This window comes from Sphingomonas sp. Leaf412 (assembly GCF_001425405.1).
GTDB lineage: Bacteria > Pseudomonadota > Alphaproteobacteria > Sphingomonadales > Sphingomonadaceae > Sphingomonas.
Map to the genome: position 1 here is coordinate 572,873 of NZ_LMQP01000001.1, position 22,076 is coordinate 594,948.

Annotated in this window: 28 protein-coding genes and 1 tRNA gene; 11 read left to right on the top strand and 18 right to left on the bottom strand. The window is 70.2% G+C overall.

All coding sequences use genetic code 11. The annotated features are described in order from the left end of the window. Nucleotides 1-9 precede the first annotated feature (9 nt). Genes ASG29_RS02660 through ftsE form a run of 4 tightly spaced genes read right to left on the bottom strand, consistent with a single transcriptional unit; the run spans nucleotide 10 to nucleotide 2,796 of the window. On the bottom strand, nucleotides 10-696 hold the full coding sequence (locus ASG29_RS02660; protein WP_055979712.1) for a lysophospholipid acyltransferase family protein: 687 nt from the start codon (nucleotides 694-696) through the stop codon (nucleotides 10-12). Beyond that, nucleotides 693-1,226 (bottom strand): YdcF family protein, encoded by a 534-nt coding sequence (locus tag ASG29_RS02665; protein ID WP_055979715.1) that lies wholly within the window; start codon nucleotides 1,224-1,226, stop codon nucleotides 693-695. Before ASG29_RS02665 ends, ASG29_RS02660 begins: the two co-directional genes overlap by 4 nt. After that, nucleotides 1,223-2,092 carry a cell division protein FtsX gene (locus ASG29_RS02670; RefSeq protein WP_055979718.1) on the bottom strand — a complete coding sequence of 290 codons (870 nt, stop codon included), beginning with the start codon at nucleotides 2,090-2,092 and terminating at the stop codon, nucleotides 1,223-1,225. Before ASG29_RS02670 ends, ASG29_RS02665 begins: the two co-directional genes overlap by 4 nt. Next, the gene (gene ftsE / locus ASG29_RS02675; protein ID WP_055979720.1) at nucleotides 2,089-2,796 is read right to left on the bottom strand and encodes a cell division ATP-binding protein FtsE; all 708 of its coding nucleotides are present in this window, start codon (nucleotides 2,794-2,796) and stop codon (nucleotides 2,089-2,091) included. Before ftsE ends, ASG29_RS02670 begins: the two co-directional genes overlap by 4 nt. 190 nt (nucleotides 2,797-2,986) lie before the next feature. Between ftsE and ASG29_RS02680 the strand changes: the two genes are divergently transcribed. The 7 genes from ASG29_RS02680 (at nucleotide 2,987) to ASG29_RS02710 (ending at nucleotide 9,434) form a co-directional block, all read left to right on the top strand. Next, the gene (locus ASG29_RS02680) at nucleotides 2,987-3,742 is read left to right on the top strand and encodes a zinc-ribbon domain-containing protein (protein WP_055979723.1); all 756 of its coding nucleotides are present in this window, start codon (nucleotides 2,987-2,989) and stop codon (nucleotides 3,740-3,742) included. Between the two features lie 81 nt (nucleotides 3,743-3,823). Further along, nucleotides 3,824-3,910, top strand: a tRNA-Leu gene (locus ASG29_RS02685). A 77-nt stretch (nucleotides 3,911-3,987) separates the two neighbouring features. Then, nucleotides 3,988-5,037: a type III polyketide synthase gene (locus tag ASG29_RS02690; protein ID WP_055979726.1), complete on the top strand. Its 1,050-nt coding sequence runs from the start codon at nucleotides 3,988-3,990 to the stop codon at nucleotides 5,035-5,037. Next, on the top strand, nucleotides 5,034-5,729 hold the full coding sequence (locus tag ASG29_RS02695; RefSeq protein WP_055979730.1) for a methyltransferase domain-containing protein: 696 nt from the start codon (nucleotides 5,034-5,036) through the stop codon (nucleotides 5,727-5,729). Before ASG29_RS02690 ends, ASG29_RS02695 begins: the two co-directional genes overlap by 4 nt. Next, nucleotides 5,714-6,781 (top strand): NAD(P)/FAD-dependent oxidoreductase, encoded by a 1,068-nt coding sequence (locus tag ASG29_RS02700; RefSeq protein ID WP_055979733.1) that lies wholly within the window; start codon nucleotides 5,714-5,716, stop codon nucleotides 6,779-6,781. Before ASG29_RS02695 ends, ASG29_RS02700 begins: the two co-directional genes overlap by 16 nt. Before the next feature lie 32 nt (nucleotides 6,782-6,813). Next, the gene (msrB, locus tag ASG29_RS02705) at nucleotides 6,814-7,215 is read left to right on the top strand and encodes a peptide-methionine (R)-S-oxide reductase MsrB (RefSeq protein ID WP_055979735.1); all 402 of its coding nucleotides are present in this window, start codon (nucleotides 6,814-6,816) and stop codon (nucleotides 7,213-7,215) included. A gap of 50 nt (nucleotides 7,216-7,265) precedes the next feature. Then, nucleotides 7,266-9,434: a transglycosylase domain-containing protein gene (locus ASG29_RS02710; protein WP_082515565.1), complete on the top strand. Its 2,169-nt coding sequence runs from the start codon at nucleotides 7,266-7,268 to the stop codon at nucleotides 9,432-9,434. Here ASG29_RS02710 and ASG29_RS02715 read toward each other — a convergent pair. The 3 genes from ASG29_RS02715 to ASG29_RS02725 are packed head-to-tail and all read right to left on the bottom strand — an operon-like array spanning nucleotide 9,407 to nucleotide 11,096. After that, entirely contained in the window at nucleotides 9,407-10,084 is a 678-nt protein-coding gene (locus tag ASG29_RS02715) for a M48 family metallopeptidase (RefSeq protein ID WP_055979737.1), read from the bottom strand. The genes ASG29_RS02710 and ASG29_RS02715 overlap by 28 nt on opposite strands. Continuing rightward, nucleotides 10,081-10,530 (bottom strand): YcgN family cysteine cluster protein, encoded by a 450-nt coding sequence (locus ASG29_RS02720; protein WP_055979739.1) that lies wholly within the window; start codon nucleotides 10,528-10,530, stop codon nucleotides 10,081-10,083. The genes ASG29_RS02715 and ASG29_RS02720 overlap by 4 nt, the downstream gene beginning before the upstream one ends. Continuing rightward, nucleotides 10,518-11,096, bottom strand: coding sequence for an SCO family protein (locus ASG29_RS02725; RefSeq protein WP_055979742.1), 579 nt, complete (start codon nucleotides 11,094-11,096; stop codon nucleotides 10,518-10,520). The genes ASG29_RS02720 and ASG29_RS02725 overlap by 13 nt, the downstream gene beginning before the upstream one ends. 60 nt (nucleotides 11,097-11,156) lie before the next feature. On the opposite strand from ASG29_RS02725, the gene ASG29_RS02730 reads away from it, so the two are divergent. Further along, entirely contained in the window at nucleotides 11,157-11,744 is a 588-nt protein-coding gene (locus ASG29_RS02730; RefSeq protein ID WP_055979747.1) for an ankyrin repeat domain-containing protein, read from the top strand. A gap of 7 nt (nucleotides 11,745-11,751) precedes the next feature. On the opposite strand, the gene ASG29_RS02735 is transcribed toward ASG29_RS02730, so the two are convergent. The 11 genes from ASG29_RS02735 to ASG29_RS02785 all read right to left on the bottom strand — a co-directional run bounded on the left by ASG29_RS02735 (nucleotide 11,752) and on the right by ASG29_RS02785 (nucleotide 18,645). Next, a complete protein-coding gene (locus ASG29_RS02735) occupies nucleotides 11,752-12,243 on the bottom strand; it encodes an MmcB family DNA repair protein (protein WP_055979750.1) in 492 nt (163 codons plus the stop codon). 39 nt (nucleotides 12,244-12,282) lie between these two features. After that, on the bottom strand, nucleotides 12,283-12,948 hold the full coding sequence (locus ASG29_RS02740; protein WP_082515566.1) for a cell wall hydrolase: 666 nt from the start codon (nucleotides 12,946-12,948) through the stop codon (nucleotides 12,283-12,285). A gap of 164 nt (nucleotides 12,949-13,112) precedes the next feature. Next, nucleotides 13,113-13,466, bottom strand: coding sequence for a DUF1491 family protein (locus ASG29_RS02745; RefSeq protein ID WP_055979753.1), 354 nt, complete (start codon nucleotides 13,464-13,466; stop codon nucleotides 13,113-13,115). Further along, nucleotides 13,463-13,915, bottom strand: coding sequence for a PaaI family thioesterase (locus ASG29_RS02750; protein ID WP_055979755.1), 453 nt, complete (start codon nucleotides 13,913-13,915; stop codon nucleotides 13,463-13,465). Before ASG29_RS02750 ends, ASG29_RS02745 begins: the two co-directional genes overlap by 4 nt. Then, on the bottom strand, nucleotides 13,905-14,381 hold the full coding sequence (locus ASG29_RS02755) for a PTS sugar transporter subunit IIA (protein ID WP_055979758.1): 477 nt from the start codon (nucleotides 14,379-14,381) through the stop codon (nucleotides 13,905-13,907). The genes ASG29_RS02750 and ASG29_RS02755 overlap by 11 nt, the downstream gene beginning before the upstream one ends. A gap of 1 nt (nucleotide 14,382) precedes the next feature. Further along, nucleotides 14,383-14,985 carry a ribosome hibernation-promoting factor, HPF/YfiA family gene (hpf, locus tag ASG29_RS02760; protein WP_055979761.1) on the bottom strand — a complete coding sequence of 201 codons (603 nt, stop codon included), beginning with the start codon at nucleotides 14,983-14,985 and terminating at the stop codon, nucleotides 14,383-14,385. Between the two features lie 57 nt (nucleotides 14,986-15,042). Continuing rightward, nucleotides 15,043-15,753: a DNA polymerase III subunit epsilon gene (gene dnaQ, locus ASG29_RS02765; protein WP_055979764.1), complete on the bottom strand. Its 711-nt coding sequence runs from the start codon at nucleotides 15,751-15,753 to the stop codon at nucleotides 15,043-15,045. A gap of 10 nt (nucleotides 15,754-15,763) precedes the next feature. Then, nucleotides 15,764-16,357 carry a dephospho-CoA kinase gene (gene coaE / locus ASG29_RS02770; protein ID WP_200932344.1) on the bottom strand — a complete coding sequence of 198 codons (594 nt, stop codon included), beginning with the start codon at nucleotides 16,355-16,357 and terminating at the stop codon, nucleotides 15,764-15,766. After that, the gene (locus ASG29_RS02775; protein WP_055979767.1) at nucleotides 16,354-17,166 is read right to left on the bottom strand and encodes a shikimate dehydrogenase family protein; all 813 of its coding nucleotides are present in this window, start codon (nucleotides 17,164-17,166) and stop codon (nucleotides 16,354-16,356) included. The genes coaE and ASG29_RS02775 overlap by 4 nt, the downstream gene beginning before the upstream one ends. Before the next feature lie 58 nt (nucleotides 17,167-17,224). After that, nucleotides 17,225-17,818: a Maf family protein gene (locus tag ASG29_RS02780; RefSeq protein WP_082515567.1), complete on the bottom strand. Its 594-nt coding sequence runs from the start codon at nucleotides 17,816-17,818 to the stop codon at nucleotides 17,225-17,227. Further along, nucleotides 17,815-18,645: a pyruvate, water dikinase regulatory protein gene (locus ASG29_RS02785; RefSeq protein ID WP_055979770.1), complete on the bottom strand. Its 831-nt coding sequence runs from the start codon at nucleotides 18,643-18,645 to the stop codon at nucleotides 17,815-17,817. Before ASG29_RS02785 ends, ASG29_RS02780 begins: the two co-directional genes overlap by 4 nt. A 286-nt stretch (nucleotides 18,646-18,931) precedes the next feature. On the opposite strand from ASG29_RS02785, the gene hemE reads away from it, so the two are divergent. The 3 genes from hemE to rho all read left to right on the top strand — a co-directional run bounded on the left by hemE (nucleotide 18,932) and on the right by rho (nucleotide 21,945). Then, nucleotides 18,932-19,981, top strand: a complete 1,050-nt coding sequence (hemE, locus tag ASG29_RS02790) for a uroporphyrinogen decarboxylase (RefSeq protein ID WP_055979773.1) — start codon at nucleotides 18,932-18,934, stop codon at nucleotides 19,979-19,981. A gap of 94 nt (nucleotides 19,982-20,075) precedes the next feature. Beyond that, a complete protein-coding gene (locus ASG29_RS02795) occupies nucleotides 20,076-20,531 on the top strand; it encodes a CopD family protein (protein ID WP_055980761.1) in 456 nt (151 codons plus the stop codon). A gap of 157 nt (nucleotides 20,532-20,688) precedes the next feature. Beyond that, a complete protein-coding gene (gene rho / locus ASG29_RS02800) occupies nucleotides 20,689-21,945 on the top strand; it encodes a transcription termination factor Rho (protein WP_055979776.1) in 1,257 nt (418 codons plus the stop codon). Nucleotides 21,946-22,076: the final 131 nt, after the last annotated feature.

Consider the following 22,076-nt stretch of genomic DNA (forward strand, 5'->3'; position numbering starts at 1 on the left):
ATGCGCCGCCTACACGTTCAGCGCGTTGATCGCCGCATGCACCCGCGCCTCCGCCTCGCGCCGCGGCAGGCCGGGGGGGATCGTCTCGCCGATCAGGAAGGTGACGACGCCCGCCTTCTTCGGTCCCTTCTTGGGCAGCAACCGCCCGCTGTCGACCGCGATCGGCACGACCGGCAGGTCCAGCGCCTTGTACAGCCCCGCGAAGCCCGATCGCAGCGGCGGCCGCTCGCCCGGCGGCACGCGCGTCCCCTCCGCATACACCACCACCGACCGCCCGCTCTCCCGCATCGCCCGGCCCTCGCGCATCATCTGCTTCAGCGCGCGCGCCGACGCATCGCGATCCACCACCAGCGCGCCGTATTTCGTCGTCGCCCAGCCCCACAGGGGCACCTTCATCAACTCGCGCTTCAGCACCATCGCGGGCGAATGCAGGATCAGTTGCAGCTCCAGCGTCTCGTACATCGCCTCGTGCTTGCCGACGAACAGATATTGTCCCTCGGGCACCCGCCCCACGACGCGCGGCCGGATGCCCAGCACCCAGCGCATCAGCACGCGGTGGAGCCGCGACCATGTGTTCGAATGCGCGATCACCGCGCGCTGCCCGAACAGCGCCGCGATCGGCACCGTCGCCACGATGGGAACGGACAGCGAGTAGAAGAGGATGCGGAACAAGGCGGTGCGAAGCCACTGGATCATGTCCACCGTTCCCACAGCAGCACCATGCGCCGCAACAGCAGCTTGTGATATTCGTTCAGCGCCTGCCGCAGCGACGGCTTCCCCGGCACGCCGTCGACCAGGATGGAAACGCCCGCCCCCGTCGCCTCCGCCAGTTCCAGCCGCGCCCGCCGCGCGTGCCAGTCCGACGTGACCAGCCGGATGCTGCGATATCTTCGCGCCCGCGCCCATGCCGCGGTCTCCGCCCCGTTCCCGCGCGTATCGACCGCCTCCCCGCCCAGGTCGACGCAGCACGCGATCGTGCGCTGGTGGCCGTACACGCGGACCAGATCGCCGCGCGTCACCCCCGGCGCGGTGCCGGTCACGAGCATCCGCCGCGCGCGCCCCTCCTCCAGCAGCGCCAGCCCGCGATCGATCCGCCCCGGCGCACCGGTCGGCACGACGATGGCGTCGGTGCGCATGTCGCCCGCGGGCTCGGGCAGCGTCAGCATGAACGCAGCGAACCCCAGCGCCCATCCCAGCAGCGCGAGCGCGAGGAACCGCCGGATCACAGCGTGCGCGCCAGTGCCGCAACGATCGCGCGCCGCGCGACGAAGGCGGCGAGGATGACGAAGGCGAAGGGAAGGACGGTCAGCGCCACCCAGCCCGGCGTACCCAGCGTCACCTGCCCCAGCAACGCGGAGCCCAGCCCGCCGACCTGCGCGCCCAGCAGCGCCACCAGCGCCAGCGCGGGAAACGCCCCCAGCGCTGCGCCCAGGATGGCGTCGCGTGCCAACCGGCGCTGGAACAGTCGCGCCACCTGCACGTCGGTCGCGCCCAGCCCGTGCATCACGTCGATCGTGGTGCGATGCGCGTCGAGGCCGGCGCGGGTCGACAGCACCACCACCGCGGTGGTCGCCGCCAGCATCATCGCCACGACCACGCCCGCCACGACGGTCAGCGTCGTCAGCAACGTCGCGATCCCCGCCAACGCGCCGCCATGCCCGTCCAGCCGTGCGCCCGGCGCGACCCGCGCCACGGCGGCCGTGACCCGCGCCGCCGCATCGGCATCCGCAAGGTCGACGTCGATCAGCGCGGGGATCGGCAGTTCCGCATCCGCGCTCCCCTCACCGAGCCACGGCCCCAGCAGCCGGGCGAGTTCGGCGCGCGGCACCGCCGCCGCCCGCGTCACGCCCGGCACGCCGCGCACCGTCGTCAGCACCGCCGCGGCCTGCCGCGCGCGGACGTCGGGATCGGGGGTGGCGACCACGATCGTCGCCCGCCCCGCCAGCGACGCCGCCAGTGCGCCCGCCGCACGCGCGGTGCCGATCCCTGCGGCGGCCGCCAGCACGGTCAGGAACAGCATGATCGCGAGCACCCACGCCATCGCGCGGCCGCCGCGGGCGTCGTCCAGGATGCGGACGGTATCCGCGCTCATGCCGGTTCGCGCCGCGGCGGGTGGCGCAGCGCGCCGGTGGGATCGGACAGGCGCCCGCCCTCGATCCGCAACAGGTGCGCGGCGCGGACGCGCGCGATCACCTGCATGTCGTGCGTGGCGATGACCACGGTGGTGCCGAGGCCGTTGAGCGAGGCGAACAATTGCATCAGCCGCTCGGCCATCGCCTCGTCCACGTTGCCCGTCGGCTCGTCCGCGACCAGCAGTTCGGGGCGGCCGATCACGGCGCGCGCGATCGCCACCCGCTGCTGCTCCCCGCCCGACAGCGTCGGCGGACGCGCGTCGGCGCGGTGGCTCAGGCCCACCCACGCCAGCATCTCCATCACCGCCTCGCGCACTTCCTCCTCGTGCACGCCCGCGATGCGCAGCGGCAACGCGACATTGTCGGCGATCGACAGATGGGGGACGAGGCGGAAATCCTGGTAGACGACGCCGATGCGCCGCCGGAAACCGGGAATGCGCGCCCGCGGCATCGTCACGACGTCGGTGCCGAACAGGCGGATCACGCCGCGGCTAGGCCGTTGCGACAGGTACAGCAGCTTCAGCAGCGAGGTCTTTCCCGCGCCGCTTGCCCCGGTGAGGAAATAGAATTCGCCCGCGGTGAGCGAGAAGCTGAGGTCGCCCAGCACCTCGTCGCCCTGGCCGTAGCGCAGGCCGACGTTCTCGAATTGCACGATCGTGCCCACGCGCCCGCTTGTTCCCGTCCCGATCGTCCGTCCTCGCCCCGATGCCGGGGTTGGCCCGCCATCGCACGGTCGCCACCGTCGCTTCAAGCGGCGCGAACCGCATTACCCGCGATGGATCGCTTGCCACGGCGGCGACGCGGGTGTTTAGCTTGACGCCATACGTCCTTTGCCCGGGGTGGTTGCGTCGTCCATGATCCTCGAATGCCCCGAATGCCGCGCCCGTTACCTGGTCCCCGACAGCGCGATCGGGACGACGGGGCGCACGGTGCGCTGCGCCAATTGCCGCCACAGCTGGTACCAGGACGCACCCGACCTTCCCGAGCGACCGGAACCTGCGCCGGCGGCGGCCGCTCCGGCCGCTCCCGTCGTGGAAACGCCGGAGGAGGAGATCGTCCCGGCTCCGCCGCCGCCCGCCCCGCCGCTGCCGCCCGTGATCGACGAAACCGCGGCGGATGCGGCGGCGGGCCGCTACGACGCCTTCGCGCATCGCGCGCCGTTCCGCCCGACCCGCAACACCAACCGCATCCGCACGATCGCGTCGATCGCCGCCGGGCTGCTGATGCTGGCGGCGGTCGGCATCATCCTGTGGACGACCGCGCCGGGGCTGGCGGAGAAGATCGGCCTGTCGATCGGTCCCGACGCCCTGCCGCTGAAGATCGTCGACAATCCCATCGAACGGCGCACGATGACCAACGGATCGGAACTGTTCGCGGTCAGCGGGCGGGTGACGAACCCGTCGTCGGCGCGGCAACGCGTGCCCGATATCCGTGCCGATCTGCGCGACGCGAACGACAAGATCGTGTTCAGCTGGACGATCACCCCGCCGCAACGGTCGCTGGCGCCCAACGCCTCGCTCGATTTCAATTCCGCACAGGTGGACGTTCCCGCCTCGTCCGCACGGCTGGACCTCAGCTTCGTCGGCGAGGATCGCGACACGACGGGATAGACAAGCTGCTTGCCAGCCACCGACCCCTTTGCTACCGGCGCGTCCTTGCCAGCCGCCGGGCCTGCCCGGTGGACATCACGTGCGGTCGTGGCGGAACTGGTAGACGCGCAACGTTGAGGTCGTTGTGGCCGAAAGGCCGTGGAAGTTCGAGTCTTCTCGACCGCACCACTCCCCCGCCGACGACGGCGGATCGGCGATCGGGGCGCGACGCGTACCCGATTGTCGCAACGGTGCGTTGAGCAGCGATGCCGGTTCCCCACATCCATGCGATCGGTACCGCCGTGCCCGCGCACGACATCCATGCCGCGTTCGTCGGCTGGGCACGCGCGCGCCTGCCCGAAGGCGAACGGCGGGTATTCGACCGCATGGCGCAGCGGTCGGGCATCGCGCACCGCTGGTCCGTCCTGCCCGCGGACTGCTCCCCCGTCGCACCGGGGGGCTTCTACGCCACCGAACCGCATCCGGGCACCGCGGCGCGCATGGCCCTGTACGCGCGTGAAGCACCCGCGCTGGCGCTCGCGGCGATCCATGACCTGTCGACGCGGGAGCCGCTGGGCGCGATCACCCACCTCGTCGTCGCCAGCTGCACCGGTTTCGTCGCGCCCGGCATCGACCAGATCATCGCGCGCGAACTGGGGCTTCCAGGGTCGGTCGAGCGGACACTCGTCGGCTTCATGGGCTGCTACGCCGCGATCGCCGCATTGCGTACCGCGCGGCACATCGTGCGGTCGGAACCTGCGGCACGCGTGCTGGTGATAACGGTCGAACTGTCGACGCTCCACCTGCAACCCGCGCAGGCGATCGAGCCGTTGCTGGCGATGCTCCAATTCGGCGACGGCGCCGCCGCGGCGATCGTCAGCGCAGCGTCGCACGGCGTGGCTCTGGGCCAGCCGTTCGCGGTGACGCTGCCCGAATCGGCGGCGCTGATCCGCTGGGATATCACCGACGCGGGCTTCGCGATGCACCTGTCGGGCGAGGTGCCGCACCGCATCGCGGCGGCGCTGGCGGACCCGCCAACGGTCGCGGCGATCACGGGCGGGCGCGTGGTCGACGGCTGGGCCGTCCATGCCGGCGGACGATCGATCCTCGACGCGGTGGCGCAGGCGCTGCATCTCGAACCCCACGCGCTCGACGCGTCGCGCGCCGTACTGGACGCGAACGGCAACATGTCGTCGGCGACCCTGATGTTCGTCCTGGCGCGCCTGATGGACGCCCCGCCCGCCCATGGCGTGGCGCTGGCATTCGGTCCCGGCCTTGCCGCGGAGGGGATCGCCTTCGGGACCGCGGCGACGTGAGCCTCGCGATCCGACGCGAGGCCGATGAGCTGATGGACGCGGACGACTTGCCGACCGACACCTACGCCGCAGTCGTCGCCGACCTCGCTCGCGTCAACGCTGTGACGCTGGCGGCACGCCCCACGCTCGCGTTCCTGGACCGTCGCACCCGGCCGGGACGATCCTATCGATTGCTCGACGTGGGCTTCGGCGATGGCGACATGCTGCGCCGCATCGAAACATGGAGCGCGCGACGCGGCGTGGCGATCGAGCTGGTCGGCGTCGACCTCAACCCGCGCAGCGAGGCCGCGGCGCGCGCACATACCCCCGCCGCCTCCACCATCGAATGGCGGACCGGCGACTATGCCGCGCTGTCGGGGCAGGAATGGGACTTCGTCGTCTCCAGCCTGGTGGCGCACCACATGACGCACGATCAACTGGTCGCCTTCCTGCGTTTCATGGCGACGGAATCGCGCGTCGGCTGGCTGGTGAACGACCTGCACCGCCACGGCTTCGCCTATTTCGGCTGGCCGCTGCTGGCGGCGCTGTTCCGCTGGCACCGCATCGTCCGCCACGACGGGCACGTCTCGATCGCGCGCAGCTACCGGGCCTCCGAATGGACGCCGCTGCTGCGGGAGGCCGGCGTGGACGCCCGCGTCTTCCGCGCCTTCCCCTTCCGATTGTGCGTGGAGGGCGGGTGCGCGACCCGTTGATCCTCGGTGGTGGCCCGGCGGGCACCGCAGCGGCGATCATCCTCGCACGCGGCGGGCGGCGACCCACGCTCCTGGAGCGGACGCGCGAGACCGGCGACCCATTGTGCGGCGGATTCCTCAGCTGGCGCACGCTCGATGCGTTGGCGCGACTGGGCATCGCGCGCGACGCGCTCAATCCCCGGGCGGTGACGCGGCTGCGCGTGATCGCGGGCGATCGCGTCCGCGAGGTGATGCTGCCCCGACCGGCGCTCGCGGTTTCGCGCCATCGCCTCGATACGCTCATGCTCGCCGCCGCGACGACGACGGGTGCGAGGGTCGAGCGCGGCGTCACGGCCCGCGCCGTCGAGGACGGGCGCGTGCGGACCGGCGACGGCGCCGTGCTGACCCCCGACATCATGTTGCTCGCCACCGGCAAGCACGACCTGCGCGGCCTTGCCCGCCCGGCGGCGCGCGATGGCGACCCCGCGCTCGGCATCCGCATCCGGCTCGGCCCGTCGCCCGCACTCGAGGCGCTAGTGGGAGATGCGATCGAGCTGCACCTGTTCGACCGCGGCTACGCCGGCGTGGTGATGCAGGAGGATGGAAGCGCCAACCTGTGCATGGCGGTGCGCCGGTCGCGGCTCGACGGCGGCGACCCGGCGACGCTGCTGGATCACCTGGCGCACGACCACCCGGCGCTGGGCGCGCGGCTGCAATGGCGTCATGCCTCCTCCGACGCGGTCGCCAACGTCCCGTACGGCTGGCGCGCGCTATCGACGGTGCCGGGCATCTACCGCCTCGGCGATCAGGCGGCGGTCATCCCCTCGCTGGCGGGCGAGGGCGTCGGGATCGCGGTCGCCAGCGGCATGTCGGCGGCGCACGCGATCCTGGAGGACGTCGACGCGCCGACGTGGCAGCGCGGCTTCGCCCGCGACGCCCGCCGACCGCTCGCGATCGCCGGCGCGATACGCGCGCTGGCGGAGCGGCCCGCCATCGCCCGCCCGCTGATGCCGCTGATGCCGGCCGCGTTTGTCCGGCTGATCGCGGACGCGACGCGGATCGACGCGGCTTGAATTCGCCTTCCCCCGGCCCGAGATCGTACCCCATGGAAAAGCTCAATCTCTCCCCCGCCGAATGGCAGGACCGCCTGACCCCCGAACAATATCACGTCCTGCGCGAGGCGGGGACGGAGCGGGCCTTTTCGGGTCATTACAATGCCAACAAGGCGGACGGCATCTATCATTGCGCCGCCTGCGACCTGCCGCTCTTCGACAGCGCGGACAAATACGATTCCGGCTCAGGCTGGCCCAGCTTCACGCAGCCGATCGCGGCCGACGCGGTGGAGGATCATCGCGATGCCAGCCACGGGATGATCCGCGTCGAGAGCCGCTGCGCCCGCTGCGACAGCCATCTGGGCCACGTCTTCCCCGACGGACCGCCGCCGACGGGGCTGCGCTATTGCATGAATTCGGTCTCGCTGGATTTCCGTCCGCGCGACGCCGCCTGACCACAACTTGTTAACCATGGCCTAAGCCTCTATCCCCCAAGGCCGACGCCATGGCCCGTGCCCCTTCCCGCACCTCCCGCTCCGCCAGACCGCGGTCCCCCTGGCGCCGGCGCCTCGGGATCTTGGTCAAGGTCGCGCTCGTCCTCGCGGTGCTGGGGTTCGCCGCTCTGGCGACCGCGGTCTATGTCGCGCGCGCGCAATTGCCGAGCTTCGAGGATCTGAAATCGTCGCCCAACGGGCAGATGATCCGCGTCCACGCCGCCGATGGCACCGTGCTGGTGTCGCTCGGGCCGAGCTACGGCGAATGGCTGGGCTACAGCCGCATCCCGAAGGTGATGCGCGACGCCACGATCGCGGTGGAGGACCGCCGCTTCCGCAGCCATCTGGGCGTCGACCCGATCGGGATCGTCCGCTCGGTCATGGTCCGCTACGAACGCGGGCGCTGGGTCCAGGGCGGATCGACGATCACGCAGCAGCTGGCGCGCAACGTCTTCCTGAACAACCAGAAGAAGTTCGGCCGCAAGTTCCGCGAATGGATCCTCGCGCTGGCGCTGGAACGCAAGTTCACCAAGGATCAGGTGCTCGAACTGTACCTGAACAAGGTCTATTACGGCGGCGGCGCCTATGGCATCGACGCCGCGAGCCGCAAGTTCTTCGACCACGGCGCCGACAACCTCAGCCTGTCGGAGGCCGCGGTCATCGCCGGTCTCGTCAAGGCGCCGTCCAATTACTCCCCCACCGCGGATGCGGAGGCGGCGAAGGGCCGCGCGGGCGTCGTCCTGCAACAGATGGTCCGCAACGACTTCATCACCGCGGCGGAGGCGGAGGCCGCCGACGCTTCCGCGGTGAAGCTGGCGCCCTCGCCGCGCCAGAACAGCGTCCGCTATTTCACCGACTGGGCGCTCCCGCAGCTGGAGTTGTTGATCGACGAGACGGTCAAGCCGCTGGAGGTGTGGACGACGCTCGACCCCGCGATGCAGCGCGACGCCGATGCCGCGATCCGGGCCAACGTGCCAAACGGCGCGCAGGGCGCTTTGGTCGCGATCGATCGCGATGGCGCGGTGCGGGCGATGGTGGGCGGCACCGACTACGTCGGATCGAACTACAATCGCGCGACGACCGCGGTGCGGCAGCCTGGCTCGGCGTTCAAGCTGTTCGTCTATCTCGCCGCGCTGGAGGCGGGGAAGACGCCCGAGGACAAGGAAGTGGACCAGCCCGTCATGATCGACGGGTGGAGCCCGCGCAACGATTCGCGGCGCAATTCGGGCGAGGTGACGCTGCGCACCGCCTTCGCCTATTCGCTCAACACCGTCGCGGCGAAGCTAGGGCAGCAGGTCGGATTCGCGACGGTCGCGGACATGGCGCGACGGTTCGGGATCACCACGCCCGTGAACACCCATCCGTCGATGGTGCTGGGCACATCAGACGTTCGCCTGATCGACATGACCCGCGCCTTCGCCAGCGTCGGGAACAAGGGCGTGGCCGTCACCCCCTTCGGCATCACCCGCGTCAGCAGCGAGGGCGAGACGATCTACACCCACGAGGTCGATCGTAGCCGCGTCCTCGTCGCGCCCTATGTCGCGGCGCAGATGACCGACCTGCTCCAGACCGCGGTCAACACCGGCACCGGCCGCGCGGCGCAGATCGGCCGCCCGGTCGCGGGAAAGACCGGCACTACGACCAGCAGCAAGGACGGCTGGTTCCTGGGCTTTTCCTCCGGCCTCACCACAGGCGTGTGGATGGGGCGCGACAACGCCCGGCCCGTGGCGGGGCTGCACGGCGGGACCGCGCCCGCGCGCGCCTTCGCCGCATTCATGACGCGCGCGGTGGCGAAGCGGCCGATCGAGCCGTTCGATACCGAGGTGACTCTACCCGAATGGCAGATGGAGCCCGACGAGGAGAGCTATTTCGGGGCGCCGGACAATTCCACCTTCGTCGACGACGACGGCTATGCGACCGAGCCCGCGCCATCGCGGCCGTACGACGATCGCGCGGTAGAGGATCAACCGCCGCCGACCGAAGCCGATCGTCCGCTGGCCACGCGGTCGCGCGAGGACCGCGCTCTCGACCCGCGCGACCGCGACCCCCGTGACGCCGACGACCCGCAACAGCTCGACCAGGACTGGATCGATCGCGTCACGGGCCGGGAGGCGCCGCGCCCCCGCCCCGCCCCGCGACAGCCCGCACCACGCTACGAAGGCGAGCGACCGAACCAGTGAAGCGACGCGCCCTGCGCGCGCAGCCATTGCCGCTGCAGCGTCGGATCGGCGCCGTAGAGCCGCGCCGCGAGATCGTGGAACGCGCGCGAGTGGTTCATGTGGACACGGTGCGCCACCTCGTGCGCGGCGGTGGCGCGACGGACCTCCGGGGGGGCGAGGATCAGGCGCCAGCTATAGCGGATCGCGCCGTCATGCGCGCAGCTACCCCAGCGTCCGCGCGGATCGCCGATCGCCACCGTGCTGACCGTCACGCCCGCGCGCGCCGCATAATGCGCGGTATCCGCGATCAGCACCGCCAGCGCCTGCCGCTTCAGCCACGCCTCGACCCGCCGCGCCACCGTTTCGACCGGCCCGCCCAGCACCAGCCGGTCGTCGGCGCGCGCGGGCATTCGCGGCATCCCCTCGCGCCAATCAATCGTCAGCATCGCGCCGTCGACCGGCAGGATCGCGCCGGGGACGAACGGCCGCGCCGCCGGAACCGCCGCCCGCTGCCGCTCCACCCACGCTGCCTGCGCCCGCGCCCAGAGGAGCGCGCGGTCGAGCGAGGCGCGCGGGGGCAGGGTCAGCCGCGCGCGCCCGGTCAGCGGATCGAACGACAGCTTCGTCCGGCGCGCGCGCGGATGCCGCACCACGTCGAAGTCGCCGGTCACAGCTCGCGATCGACGACGTGATACTCCAGCTCGCCGGCATCGTCCTCGCTGATGGTCCAGCCACGCACCGACTGCCCCGCGCGATGCACTGCCTCGCGATCGCCGCAGACGAGGTAATGCCAGTCGGGCAGCGCCTCGTCCGCGGCGCGCAGGCGATAGGCGCAGGTTGAGGGCAGCCAGTCGATGCTGTCGACGTTGCCGGACGTTAGACGGACGCATTCGCTGACGAAGGCGCGGCGATGGCGGTAGTTGCTGCATTGCCCGCTGCGCCGGTCGAGCAGCCGGCAGGCGACGTTGGTCGCGACCAGTTCGCCGGTATCCTCGTCCTCCAGCTTGTGCAGGCAACATTTGCCGCAGCCGTCGCACAACGCCTCCCACTGTCCGCGATCCAGCGCGGCCAGCGGCAATTCCCAGAAATTGACCGGCTTCAGCGTCAGCGCGCCCATTTCACGATCTCGTCCGCGATGGCCGCCGGGGGCGTTTCGGGCAGCAGCGCCAGTGGCTTGCCCTGCGGGTCCATCAGATAGATCTGCCGCCCGTGATCCATCAGATAGCCGTTCCCATTCCCCCTCCCGCGCGCGAAATAGATGCCGAACGCCTTCGCAATCGCCGCGGTCTGCGCCGGGGTGCCGGTCAGCGCGACGAGGCGGGGGTGGAAATTGCCGGCGAACTGGCGAAGCACCGCGGGCGTGTCGCGCGCGGGATCGACGGTGATGAAGACCGGCACGATCCGCGCCGCCAGGGCCGCGTCCCGCTGCTCCAGCACTTTCATCGCGGCGGAGATGTTCTGGACGTCGACCGGGCAGACATCGGGGCAGAAGGTGTAGCCGAAATAGACGATGCGATATTTGCCGGCGAGCTGCGCGTCGCCGAACGCGCGGCCGTTCTGGTCGATCAGCGCGATGGGCCCCCCGATCCGCGCGCCCTGCAACGGCGGGGAGGCGGCGGGCTGGGCGGAGCAGGCGGCCAGCGCCAGCAGCGCCGCCGCGAGCGGGAAGGGACGGTTGTTCATGGCCGCGGCAGACTTGGTCCGTTATAGCCCCGCCCGCAACCCCATGGATTCCCGTCGCCCATGCGCCTTCGCCTTGCCCTCGCCTCCCTCCTCCTCGCCGCCGCGCCCGCAAGCGCGCAGCAGCAGTCGCAGAGCTACAAGTTCCTGGAAGCGATCCGGAAGGCCGACGGCAATGCGGTGATCGGGATTCTCGACCAGCCGGGGCAGACGATCATCAATACCCGCGACGTGAACTCGGGTGAAAGCGCGCTCCACATCGTCGCGAAGCGCGGTGACATGACCTACACGCAATATCTGCTCGCGCGCGGCGCGGACATCAATGCGCGCGATTCGCAGGGCAATACGGCGCTGATGCTGGCGGTCGAGGCGGGGCATGCGGATGTCGTCGACCTGCTGGCGTCGCGGCGCGCGAACGCGAACCTGGGCAACAAGGCGGGGGAGACGCCGCTGCTTCGGGCGGTGCAGCGGCGCGACCTGGCGCTGGTGCGCGCGCTGATCGCCGCGGGCGGGAATCCGGACCAGACCGATTACAACGGCACCTCCGCGCGCGGCTACGTCGCCGCCGATCCGCGCGCAGGCGCGATCGCGAAGGTGATGGCGGAAACGAAGAAGAAGGCGCCGGCCAACGTATCGGGCCCGCGCCTGTAGAGCGCGCTCAGAAGGGCTGTACCGCCTCCGGATCGTGCACCGCGATAAGTCGCCGCGCGGCGCGGCGGGCGAACGCGAGGGTACATCGCTTGCGCACCGGGGCCGCCAGTGGATCTGTCCGCGCCTCGCGCAGGATCGCGGCGTCGTAACGGTCCGCGACGATCAGGCCCGTCCGCTCGGGAAGGAAGGCCGCGCCATCGATCGGCGATGCGTCGAAGCCCGCCGGCACCGCCCAGTAGAAGCGGTCGCAATGCGCCAGATAATCCTGCCACTTGCCGTCGCCCAAGAGGTCGGCGCGCGACACCTTGATCTCCACGATCACGATCTGTCCGCGCGAATCGAGCGCCATCAGGTCGGCACGGCGCCCGCCGTCCAGCGGCACCTCGGGGATGGCGGTCAGTTCGTGGCGCAGCAGCATACGCGTGACGCCACGCGCGACGTCGATGGCGCACAGCGCCTCGCTGGCAGGGTCCAGACACGACACGGGCGGCGAAAGCATCGCCGCCCGTATAGAACGATTCATGAACGCTGGGAAGTATCAGCGATAGAACAGGTGGTTGCCGATCGCAGCGACCTTCACCTTCGCGCCGCCGGGGCGCGAGGTGTTGAAATACAGCGCGCGCTCCGCCGGGCCATCCCACGCATCCGCCATCGCGACCTTCGCCACCGCGACCGCGCGGCGCCAGTCGGCGTTGGTGGGGACGGGGGGGATGCGGCCGCCGCGGACGAAGCCGAACTGGCCACGCTGCGTGATGACGTCGCAGACGTTGTCGGCGAAGCGACCGGACTCGGCGCGGTTGAGGATGACCTGCGCGACGCCGAGCTGGCCCGCGAGCGGTTCACCGCGCGATTCAAAGTAGATCGCGCCGGCCAGGCAGCGAACGGCCTCGTCCTCGGCATGCGCGGTCTGCGCAGCCACGGCGGCGGCGAGCGTGGGATAGGCAATCTTGTCGCCGGGCAGCGCATCCGGAGCCTGAAGCTCGACGGACGGCACCGAATCGTCGTCGGCGACGATGACGGCGGGGGTGATGGCCACGGGGGCGGCGATGGCGGGAACCTCGCCCGTAATGGCGAGTTGATTCAGCGGATGGACGCTGGTGACGACCGACGCCTCGGTGGCGTGGGACGCGGTGCTCTGGGCGGCGATGCCGACGGACAGCAGGGAAACGGCCACCCAGCGGGCAGCACGCGTGAATAACGGCATTCTAGCTCAACAACGTGCAGTTGGAACGTGATCCGATCGCCTGACCGCCCCGTTCAGGGCACCGACCGGTCTTGTATCCCCCCGACTGCGTAACCGGCGGGATCGCACCCCGGCAGCACAACGCGAATTTCGATCAGGCCCCGTGTCCGGCGTGCTGCGCTGCGTCAACCACCGCAGATCGTTTCAGCGACGAATCGTTCGCCGCCTGCGATGGCCAGTTCGACGACCCATAGATCGGGATCGCGCGCGCGCCGGGCGCGCCAATAATCGTCCATCGCCGAATCGGTCGCGTCCGCAGGCCCCGCGGCCACCAGCGCATCCGCGTCGTCGAGCCCGCGCATCCGCTCCAGCGCGCGCATCCGCCCCTCCCCGCCGAAGCCCTCGCGCTCGTCCAGCAGCACGAGGATCGCGCCCGTCTGCGGATCCCCGGCGGCGCGCACCGCGGCGAATCCGCCTGCGGCGTTCACGCGCCGGACCAGCGCCCCGACCGAAAGGTGGCTGGGCAGACGGTCGCTCACGCGGTGCGATACCCCGGCAGCGTCGCCAACGGGATGCGCGACCGCATGAACGTGCCCGTGCCGCGCGCCACCTCCTCGCCCTCGTCGTCGACCAGTCGCGCTTCCGCGACGAACACGCGCCGCTGCCCGCTGATCCAGCGCCCCTCCGCGGTCACCGGCCCCTGGCCCAGGGGCCGCGTCAGCAGCAGGCTGAATTGCGTCGTCAGCAGGAAACGGTCGGTGACCAGGCTGTTGGCGGCGTAGAAGGCCGCGTCGTCGAGCATCTTGAAATAGCTCGTCCCGTGCGCGGCGCCCGCGGCGTGAAAATGGCGTTCGTCGATCGCGAAATGAATGCGCGAGACACCCGCGGACGGGATTTCCAGCCGCGATTCGAACAGTCGATTGATCGGCGCGACCGCGTAGAGCGATTCGAGCGCGCGGAAATGCGCTTCCGCACCCTCAGGCGGCATCGCGCGTCTCGTCGGCGGTCAGCAGCGCGTAGATTGCGTCGCGTGATCCCGCACCGCGCAACTTGGCGATGAAGCCGCGGTCGCGGAATCGCCGCGCGACGCGGGCCAGCGCCTTGAGATGGGCGGCACCGGCGCCGGGCGGGGAGAGCAGGACCGCGACGATGTCGACCGGCTGATCGTCGACCGCGCCGAAATCGATCGGATGCGCGAGCCGCGCGACGAGGCCGACGATCCGCGTCAGCCCGGGCACGCGCGCATGGGGCAGGGCGATGCCGCCGCCGAACCCCGTCGACCCCAGCTTCTCGCGCGCGGTCAGCAGGTCGCCGATCGTGCGCGCGTCCACGCCCGGCCCCGCCGCCGCCGCCGCCAGCGCGCCGAGTTGCTGGAACAACGCCTTCCTCGTCGCCGCGGACAGGCCCACGGCGACGAGGTCCGGCGACACGAGGTCGCTGAGATCGGAGCTCATGTTATCCGGCGCTGGCCTGTTCGCGCTGCGGCTCGACCCAGCCGATCGTCCCGTCGCCGCGGCGGTAGACCATGTTGTACGAACCCGTCCCGGCGTTGCGGAACAGCAACGCCTGCGTGTTGCGCAGGTCCAGCATCATGACGGCGTCGGACACGCTGGCGTCGGGCACGTCGACGCGCGTCTCGGCGATGACCAGCGGCGCGTCGCCCGCCTCGTCCTCGTCCACGCTTTCGGCGAACAGGGTGTAACCGGCGTTGTCGTACCCGCTCCGCTCCTGCTCCGCCTCGGCCGCGACCTGCGCGCCGTGATGGTCCTTCAGCCGGCGGACGTAGCGGCGCAGCTGCTTCTCGATCTTCTCCGCCGCGCCTTCGAACGACAAATGCGCGTCATGTGCGGCGTGCCGCCCCTTCAGGATCAGGCCGCGGGTGACGTGCGCGACGATGTCGCAGGTGAAACCGTTGTCGTGCGGCCCTTTCCCGAACGTGGCCTCAGACGAGATCGTGCGTGCGAAGTACTTATCGGCGATACCCTGGAGCCGGTCCTGGACATGCACCTTCAGCGCGTCGCCGATGGCAACCTGATGACCTGAAATCCGGATATCCATGCTCGTCTCTCCTCTTGGTCGTACCGGTCGCGGGAGCGGCCGGCCCGACCACAGGCGTCAACCGGACGCCGCGGCCCCCCCGGGCCTCCCCTGGTACCAGACGGGCTCCTTCACCCGCGCCATAAACGCCGCATGCGCCGCCAGTTCCGCGGGCGGGACCGAAAACACCCGTGGCGGGCGCGGCGTCGGCGCCGCGTGGACGGTCGTCGCGGCAATCGCGACCGGCGCCGTTTCCGCCAGCAGGCCCAGGCCGATCTGACGCCCGCCGTTCAGTTCGACGTACACCTGCGCCAGCAATTGCGCGTCCAGCAAGGCGCCGTGGAGGACGCGGTGCGACCGGTCGATGCCGTAGCGCGAACACAGCGCGTCGAGCGAATGCTTCGCGCCGGGATGGCGGGTCCGCGCGATCTGCAACGTGTCGACCATCCGCGTGCGGCAGACCGGATCGCGGCCGCAGCGTTGCAATTCGCCGTTCAGGAAGGAGAAGTCGAAGCCCGCATTGTGCGCGACCAGCGGCGCGTCGCCGATGAAGTCGAGCAAGGCGGCGACCCCCGCGGCGAACAGCGGCTTGTCCGACAGGAATGCGTCGCTCAGCCCGTGGACCGCCTGTGCCTCCGCGGGCATCGACCGTTCGGGATGAAAATAGGCGTGGAAGGTGCGGCCGGTATCGACCCGATTGACCATCTCGACGCACCCGATCTCGACCAGACGGTCGCCGCCGGCGAAGCTGAGGCCCGTGGTTTCGGTGTCGAAGACGATCTCGCGCATGTCGCGACGGTTATCGGCGCTTGTCGGGGCATAGGCAAGCGACGAGGTCGCGGACCTGCGCGCGCGTCGTGTCCATCGCGACGTCGGTATGGATGACGTGGTCGGCGCGCGCGCGCTTCTCCGCGTCGGGGGTCTGGCGCGCCAGGATGGCGTCGAACCGGTCGGGCGTCATGCCGGGGCGCGCCAGCGTGCGGGCGCGCTGCACGTCGGCGGCGGCGGACACGACGACGACGCGGTCCACCCCGCGCTCCCCCCCGGTTTCGAACAGGAGGGGAATGTCGAAGACGACCAGCGGCGCGTCGGCGTGGTCGCGCAGGAAATCGGCGCGTGCCTGCCCTACCGCCGGGTGCACGATCCCCTCCAGCGCCTTCATCGCGGCATCGTCGCCGAGCACCGCGGCGGACAAGGCGACGCGGTCCACCCCGTTCGCACCGGTCGTGCCGGGAAAGCGCGCCTCGATCGCAGGAACCACCGCTCCGCCCGGTCCCTGCAACCGGTGCACCGCCGCATCGGCGTCGAACACGGGCACGCCTTCGTCGCGGAACATCGCGGCGACGGTGGACTTGCCCATGCCGATCGAGCCGGTGAGGCCGAGCTTCATCATGCCAGCAGCAACCCGCGCAGTTCGTCGTCGTGCTCGCGCGGGGGCGCCGTGCCGAAGAACAGCTCGAACGCCAGCGCGGCCTGTCCGATCAGCATCTCCAGCCCGTCGACCGTGTCCAGCCCGCGCGCGCGCGCCGCGGCCAGCAGCGGCGTTTCCAGCGGGGCGTAGACGATGTCGTAGACCAATGCCTCGTCGGGGAGCGGCGACAGGTCGAGGTCGAGCGGCGCCTGCCCCGTCATGCCCAGCGAACTGGCGTTCACCAGCAGCGCGGCAGGGGGCAAGGGCGCGCCCAGCGGCACGACATCGCCCTTCAGCCCGAAATGCGTCAGCAGCCCGGCGGCCTTCAGCGGCGACCGGTTCATGACCGTGACCCGCCCGACGCCCACCTTCTCCAGCGCGAACAGGACCGCGCGCGCCGCGCCGCCCGCGCCGACCACCACCACCGGCGCGCCGGACAGGTCGAGGTCGGCGATGGGGGCGAGGAAGCCCGCGGCATCGGTGTTGGTGACGATGCAGTCCCCGTCCCCGGTGCGGAACAATGTATTCGCCGCGCCGATCGAGCCGCGCACGCCGCCGGGATCGGCGACATGGTCCAGCACCGCCGCCTTGTGCGGGATGGTGACGTTGCAGCCGCGCCAGTCGGGATCCGCCGTCCGGCCCGCGATCCAGGCGCCCAGATCGTCGGGGAAGACGCGAGTGGCGCGGTAATCGGCGTCGATGCCCAGTTTCGACAGCCAGAAACCGTGGATCAGCGGGGATTTGCTGTGCGAAATCGGATCGCCGATCACCTCGGCATAGGCGCGGGCCATCACCGTCCGCCGCCGCGAATGTTGCGAATGTTGAGGCGGGAACGGGGTACGAGCGCGGTCATGCCGGCAGCACCTCGCGCTCGCGCAGGTATGACAATACCGGCAGCAGCGGCATTCCCAGCACGGTGAACTGGCTCCCCTCGACGCGGCTGAACAATTGCACCCCCGGCCCCTCGATCCTGTAGCATCCGACGCAGGCCCCGATCGCGGGCCATTCGGCATCCAGATACGCCTCCACGAAGGCGTAGGACAGCGGGCGGACGAACATCCGCGCGGTATCGACGTGGCGCCATACCGCCTGCCCGTTCTCGGCGACGACCGCCGCGCTGACCAGGTCGTGGCGCTTGCCCGACATGCGCAGGAGGTGGTCGCGCGCCTCCTCCCGGCTGACCGGCTTGTCCAGGATCGTGCCGTCGTCCAGCACCACAAGGCTGTCGGACCCCAGCACCAACCGCCCCAGATGGCGCGCCGATACCTTCAGCGCCTTCAGCTCCGCCAGCGCGTCCGCCACGTCGCGCGGGCGCGCACCCGCCATCGCGGCCTTCAGCGCCGCCTCGTCCGCATGGGCGGGTTCGGCGACGAAGGGCACGCCCGCCGCCGACAGCATCGCGACGCGCGACGCGGATTGCGAGGCCAGGACCAGCACGCTCATTCGGTCTCCATCACGGGCTGTCCGCGGCGTTCGTTGACGAGACCGATGATCGCCGCCGCGGTCTCCTCGATCGAGCGGCGGGTCACGTCGATGACGGGCCAGCCATTGTCCGCGAACAGGCGGCGCGCGAAGGCGAGTTCGCGTACCACCGCCTCCTGATCGACATAGTCCGTCTCGGGCGCCTGGTGCAGCGACAGCAGCCGGTTGCGCCGGACCTGGATCAGGCGGTCCGCGCTCGTGGTCAGCCCGACGACCAGCGGATTCTTCAGCCGATACAGCAGCGCGGGCGGCGGGCTTTCGATCACGACGGGGATGTTCGCGGTCTTGAACCCGCGGTTGGCGAGGTAGATCGAGGTCGGCGTCTTCGACGACCGGCTGACCCCGGCCAGGACGATGTCCGCCTCCTCCCAATCCTCGTGCGCGATGCCGTCGTCGTGCGCGATCGTGAACTGGATCGCCTCCACCCGCGCGAAATAGGCGGCGTCGAGGACGTGTTGCCGCCCCGGACGCGCCTTCGCGGTCTGGCCCAGCATTTCCGACAGCGCGTCGGTGACGGGATCGAGCGGCGCGACCGTGGGGAGGCCGAGCGCGCGGCAGCGGGTTTCGAGCGCGTTGCGCGTCGTGGGATTCACCAGCGTGAAGATGACCAGGCCGGGATTCTGCGCGATCTCCTGACAGATGCGGTCCAGATGCGCCTCCGTCCGCACCATCGGCCAGAAATGGCGGACCGTCTCCACATCGTCATATTGCGCCAGCGCCGCCTTCGCGATGTTCTCCAGCGTCTCGCCGGTCGAATCCGACAGCAAATGGAGGTGCAACCGGTGCATCGCGGGTCAGCGGGAGCGATCTGTGGACAACATGGGGACAGGCGCTAGCGCAACCGCGCCGGACCGCCAAGCGCGACGCCGACGGTGGACGGAACGGGGTTTCATCCACAAACCCGTCCACGCCGCCCGATATCCTCCACAGCCTGTGGATAACGGGGACGATTGAATCGAATCCGCGCGAGTCCGCGGGGCGCATGCGGTCAAGCTGTTGGCATTTGCGGGGCGGACGCCTAATCCCCGCTGCCAACGCGCCTACAACATCAACAACCTCTTTAAAGATTCCTTAATGGTAGATGGGATCGCCGCTCCGGCGCCTGACAAGTCGCTGCTCGCCGTCCTGCGGGGCGAGCGACGCGAACGGCCGCCGATATGGCTCATGCGGCAGGCGGGCCGGTACCTGCCCGAATATCGCGCGCTGCGGGCGGAGAAGGGCGGCTTCCTCGCGCTCGCGACCGATCCCGACGCGGCGGCGGAAGTGACGATCCAGCCGATCCGCCGCTTCGGCTTCGACGGCGCGATCCTCTTTTCCGACATATTGATGGTGCCGTGGGCGCTGGGGCAGGACCTGACCTTCGGCGTCGGCGAGGGGCCGAAGCTGGCGCCCGCGCTGGTCGATCATGCGCTCGATGCGCTGGCGGCGGTGCCCGAGCGGCTGACCCCGGTGTACGGGACGGTGGCGCGCGTCGCCGCCGCGCTGCCCGCGGCGACCACCTTTCTTGGCTTCGCGGGCAGCCCGTGGACCGTCGCGACCTATATGGTCGCGGGCCATGGCAGCCGCGACCAGGAGGTCACGCGCAGCTACGCCTATCGCGATCCCGCCGCGTTCGCGCACATCGTCGACGCCATCGTCGCGATGACGATCGATTATCTGTCGGCACAGATCGATGCGGGCGTCGAGGCGGTGCAATTGTTCGACAGCTGGGCAGGGAGCCTGTCGCCGGCGCAATACGACCGCTGGGTCGTCGCGCCCAATCGCGCGATCGTCGACGGCGTGCGCGCGCGGCATCCGGGGACGCCGATCATCGGCTTTCCGAAGGGGGCGGGGGGAAAGCTTGCCGCCTATGCCGCGGGAGTCGCGCCCGATGCGATCGGGCTGGACGAGACGGTCGACCCGGCCTGGGCCGATGCGATCCTGCCGCCGGGGTTGCCGGTGCAGGGCAATCTCGACCCGCTCGCGCTGCTGGCCGGGGGCGAGGCGCTCGACCGCGGGATCGATCGCGTGCTGGCGGCGTTTCCGGCGCGCCCGCACGTCTTCAACCTTGGCCACGGCATCGGGCAGCATACGCCGGTGGCGCATGTCGAGCGCCTGCTGGCGCGCGTGAGGACCGAGCGCTAGCCTCCGTTCGGGCTGAGCGTCGTCGAGGCCGATGCGCGACGTCGGGTGCATGCCCTTAGGGCGAACGGGTTGTTTTCCGGATGAGGGGTAGATGATGACGGGTTTCCTGGGCGCCACGTACCTCTGGGTGAAGGCCGCGCACGTCATCTTCGTCATCTTCTGGATGGCGGGGCTGTTCATGCTGCCGCGCTACCTGGTCTATCATCAGGAGGGGCTGTCCGATCCGCAGGAGGCGGCGCGCTGGACCGATCGCGAGAACAAGCTGCGCCGCATCATCCTGACGCCCGCGATGGTCGTGGTGTGGGTGCTGGGGATCGCGCTGGCGCTGAACCTCGGGCTCGCCGACGGGACGCCGGGGCTGGGGTGGCTGCATGCCAAATTGCTCGTCGTCCTGCTGCTGTCGGGCTATCACGGCTGGGCGGTGGGCTATGCGCGGAAGCTGGCGGCGGGGCGGGCGACGGTCGCCAACCGGACCTTGCGGATGCTGAACGAGATTCCCGCGCTGGCCGCGGTGCTGGCGGTGGTGTTCGTGATCGTGCGGCCGTTCTGATCGCTTGACGAACGCGCCCGCGAATCCTAGGTCGCGATCACGGTAGGTCCGCGTCCGCGCCTCCTGCCGCCTCCTCCAGCTTCGTTTTTCGAGCGTTGATCGCCGACCTAGCTTCTCCCCCAAGGCGCGGGTCTGCCCGTGCAACCGGATACCCCACATGCACCTGAAAGACCTCAAGAAGAAGGCCCCCGCGGACCTCGTCCAGCTGGCCGAGGAACTGGGCGTCGAGGGCGCCTCGACGCTGCGCAAGCAGGACCTGATGTTCGCGATCCTGCGGACGCAGGCCGAGAACGGCGAGCAGATCATGGGCGAGGGCACGATCGAGGTCCTGCCCGACGGCTTCGGCTTCCTGCGCTCCGCCCAGGCGAATTATCTCGCCGGTCCCGACGACATCTACGTCAGCCCGAATCAGGTCCGCAAACACGCGCTGCGCACCGGCGACACGGTCGAGGGCGAGATTCGCGGGCCGAAGGACGGCGAGCGCTATTTCGCGCTGACCAAGCTGACGCAGGTGAATTTCGAGGACCCGGATCGCGTCCGCCATCGCGTGAACTTCGACAACCTCACCCCGCTGTATCCCGAGGAGCGGCTGAAGCTGGAGATCGAGGATCCGACGATCAAGGACAAGACGGGCCGCGTCCTCGACGTCGTGACCCCGCTGGGCAAGGGCCAGCGCTGCCTGATCGTGGCGCCGCCGCGCGTCGGCAAGACGATCATGATGCAGAACATCGCCAAGGCGATCTCGCTGAACCACCCCGAGGTCTTCCTGATTGTGCTGCTGATCGACGAGCGGCCCGAGGAAGTGACCGACATGCAGCGCACGGTCATCGGCGAGGTCGTCTCCTCGACCTTCGACGAACCCGCCACGCGCCACGTCGCGGTCGCCGAAATGGTGATCGAGAAGGCCAAGCGGCTGGTCGAGCACAAGAAGGACGTCGTGATCCTGCTGGACAACATCACGCGTCTGGGCCGCGCCTACAACACCGTGGTGCCCAGCTCGGGCAAGGTCCTGACCGGCGGTGTCGACGCCAATGCGTTGCAGCGCCCGAAGCGCTTCTTCGGCGCGGCGCGCAACATCGAGGAGGGCGGGTCGCTGACGATCATCTCGACCTCGCTGATCGACACCGGCAGCCGCATGGACGAGGTCATTTTCGAGGAATTCAAGGGCACCGGCAACGCGGAAATCGTGCTGGACCGCAAGGTGTCCGACAAGCGCATCTTCCCCGCGATCGACGTGTCCAAGTCGGGCACGCGCAAGGAGGAACTGCTGGTCGACAAGGACAAGCTCAGCAAGATGTGGGTCCTGCGCCGCATCCTGATGCAGATGGGCACCGTCGATGCGATGGAATTCCTGCTGGGGAAGATGAAGGATTCAAAGACGAACGAGGATTTCTTCGCGAGCATGAATCAGTAGCCGAGCCCGGCCTGCGCCATGCTGGCGCAGGACTCGGGCCGGCTCGGCCGGCGGGTCGGCACAGCCGAACCCGTTCGACGACGCGGCTTCGCCGCGGCGCCACCCGTCGCCCGGCCTTTCCACCTGGGCCC

Bases quoted from the DNA above. Each gene is read 5' to 3' on its own strand.
- ASG29_RS02660 (WP_055979712.1), bottom strand. From the start codon at position 696: ATGATCCAGTGGCTTCGCACCGCCTTGTTCCGCATCCTCTTCTACTCG.
- ASG29_RS02670 (WP_055979718.1), bottom strand. From the start codon at position 2,092: ATGAGCGCGGATACCGTCCGCATCCTGGACGACGCCCGCGGCGGCCGC.
- ASG29_RS02680 (WP_055979723.1), top strand. From the start codon at position 2,987: ATGATCCTCGAATGCCCCGAATGCCGCGCCCGTTACCTGGTCCCCGAC.
- ASG29_RS02690 (WP_055979726.1), top strand. From the start codon at position 3,988: ATGCCGGTTCCCCACATCCATGCGATCGGTACCGCCGTGCCCGCGCAC.
- msrB (WP_055979735.1), top strand. From the start codon at position 6,814: ATGGAAAAGCTCAATCTCTCCCCCGCCGAATGGCAGGACCGCCTGACC.
- ASG29_RS02710 (WP_082515565.1), top strand. From the start codon at position 7,266: ATGGCCCGTGCCCCTTCCCGCACCTCCCGCTCCGCCAGACCGCGGTCC.
- ASG29_RS02720 (WP_055979739.1), bottom strand. From the start codon at position 10,530: ATGGGCGCGCTGACGCTGAAGCCGGTCAATTTCTGGGAATTGCCGCTG.
- ASG29_RS02725 (WP_055979742.1), bottom strand. From the start codon at position 11,096: ATGAACAACCGTCCCTTCCCGCTCGCGGCGGCGCTGCTGGCGCTGGCC.
- ASG29_RS02730 (WP_055979747.1), top strand. From the start codon at position 11,157: ATGCGCCTTCGCCTTGCCCTCGCCTCCCTCCTCCTCGCCGCCGCGCCC.
- ASG29_RS02735 (WP_055979750.1), bottom strand. From the start codon at position 12,243: ATGCTTTCGCCGCCCGTGTCGTGTCTGGACCCTGCCAGCGAGGCGCTG.
- ASG29_RS02740 (WP_082515566.1), bottom strand. From the start codon at position 12,948: ATGCCGTTATTCACGCGTGCTGCCCGCTGGGTGGCCGTTTCCCTGCTG.
- ASG29_RS02750 (WP_055979755.1), bottom strand. From the start codon at position 13,915: ATGCCGCCTGAGGGTGCGGAAGCGCATTTCCGCGCGCTCGAATCGCTC.
- ASG29_RS02755 (WP_055979758.1), bottom strand. From the start codon at position 14,381: ATGAGCTCCGATCTCAGCGACCTCGTGTCGCCGGACCTCGTCGCCGTG.
- hpf (WP_055979761.1), bottom strand. From the start codon at position 14,985: ATGGATATCCGGATTTCAGGTCATCAGGTTGCCATCGGCGACGCGCTG.
- dnaQ (WP_055979764.1), bottom strand. From the start codon at position 15,753: ATGCGCGAGATCGTCTTCGACACCGAAACCACGGGCCTCAGCTTCGCC.
- coaE (WP_200932344.1), bottom strand. From the start codon at position 16,357: ATGATGAAGCTCGGCCTCACCGGCTCGATCGGCATGGGCAAGTCCACC.
- ASG29_RS02775 (WP_055979767.1), bottom strand. From the start codon at position 17,166: ATGGCCCGCGCCTATGCCGAGGTGATCGGCGATCCGATTTCGCACAGC.
- ASG29_RS02780 (WP_082515567.1), bottom strand. From the start codon at position 17,818: ATGAGCGTGCTGGTCCTGGCCTCGCAATCCGCGTCGCGCGTCGCGATG.
- ASG29_RS02785 (WP_055979770.1), bottom strand. From the start codon at position 18,645: ATGCACCGGTTGCACCTCCATTTGCTGTCGGATTCGACCGGCGAGACG.
- hemE (WP_055979773.1), top strand. From the start codon at position 18,932: ATGGTAGATGGGATCGCCGCTCCGGCGCCTGACAAGTCGCTGCTCGCC.
- ASG29_RS02795 (WP_055980761.1), top strand. From the start codon at position 20,076: ATGACGGGTTTCCTGGGCGCCACGTACCTCTGGGTGAAGGCCGCGCAC.
- rho (WP_055979776.1), top strand. From the start codon at position 20,689: ATGCACCTGAAAGACCTCAAGAAGAAGGCCCCCGCGGACCTCGTCCAG.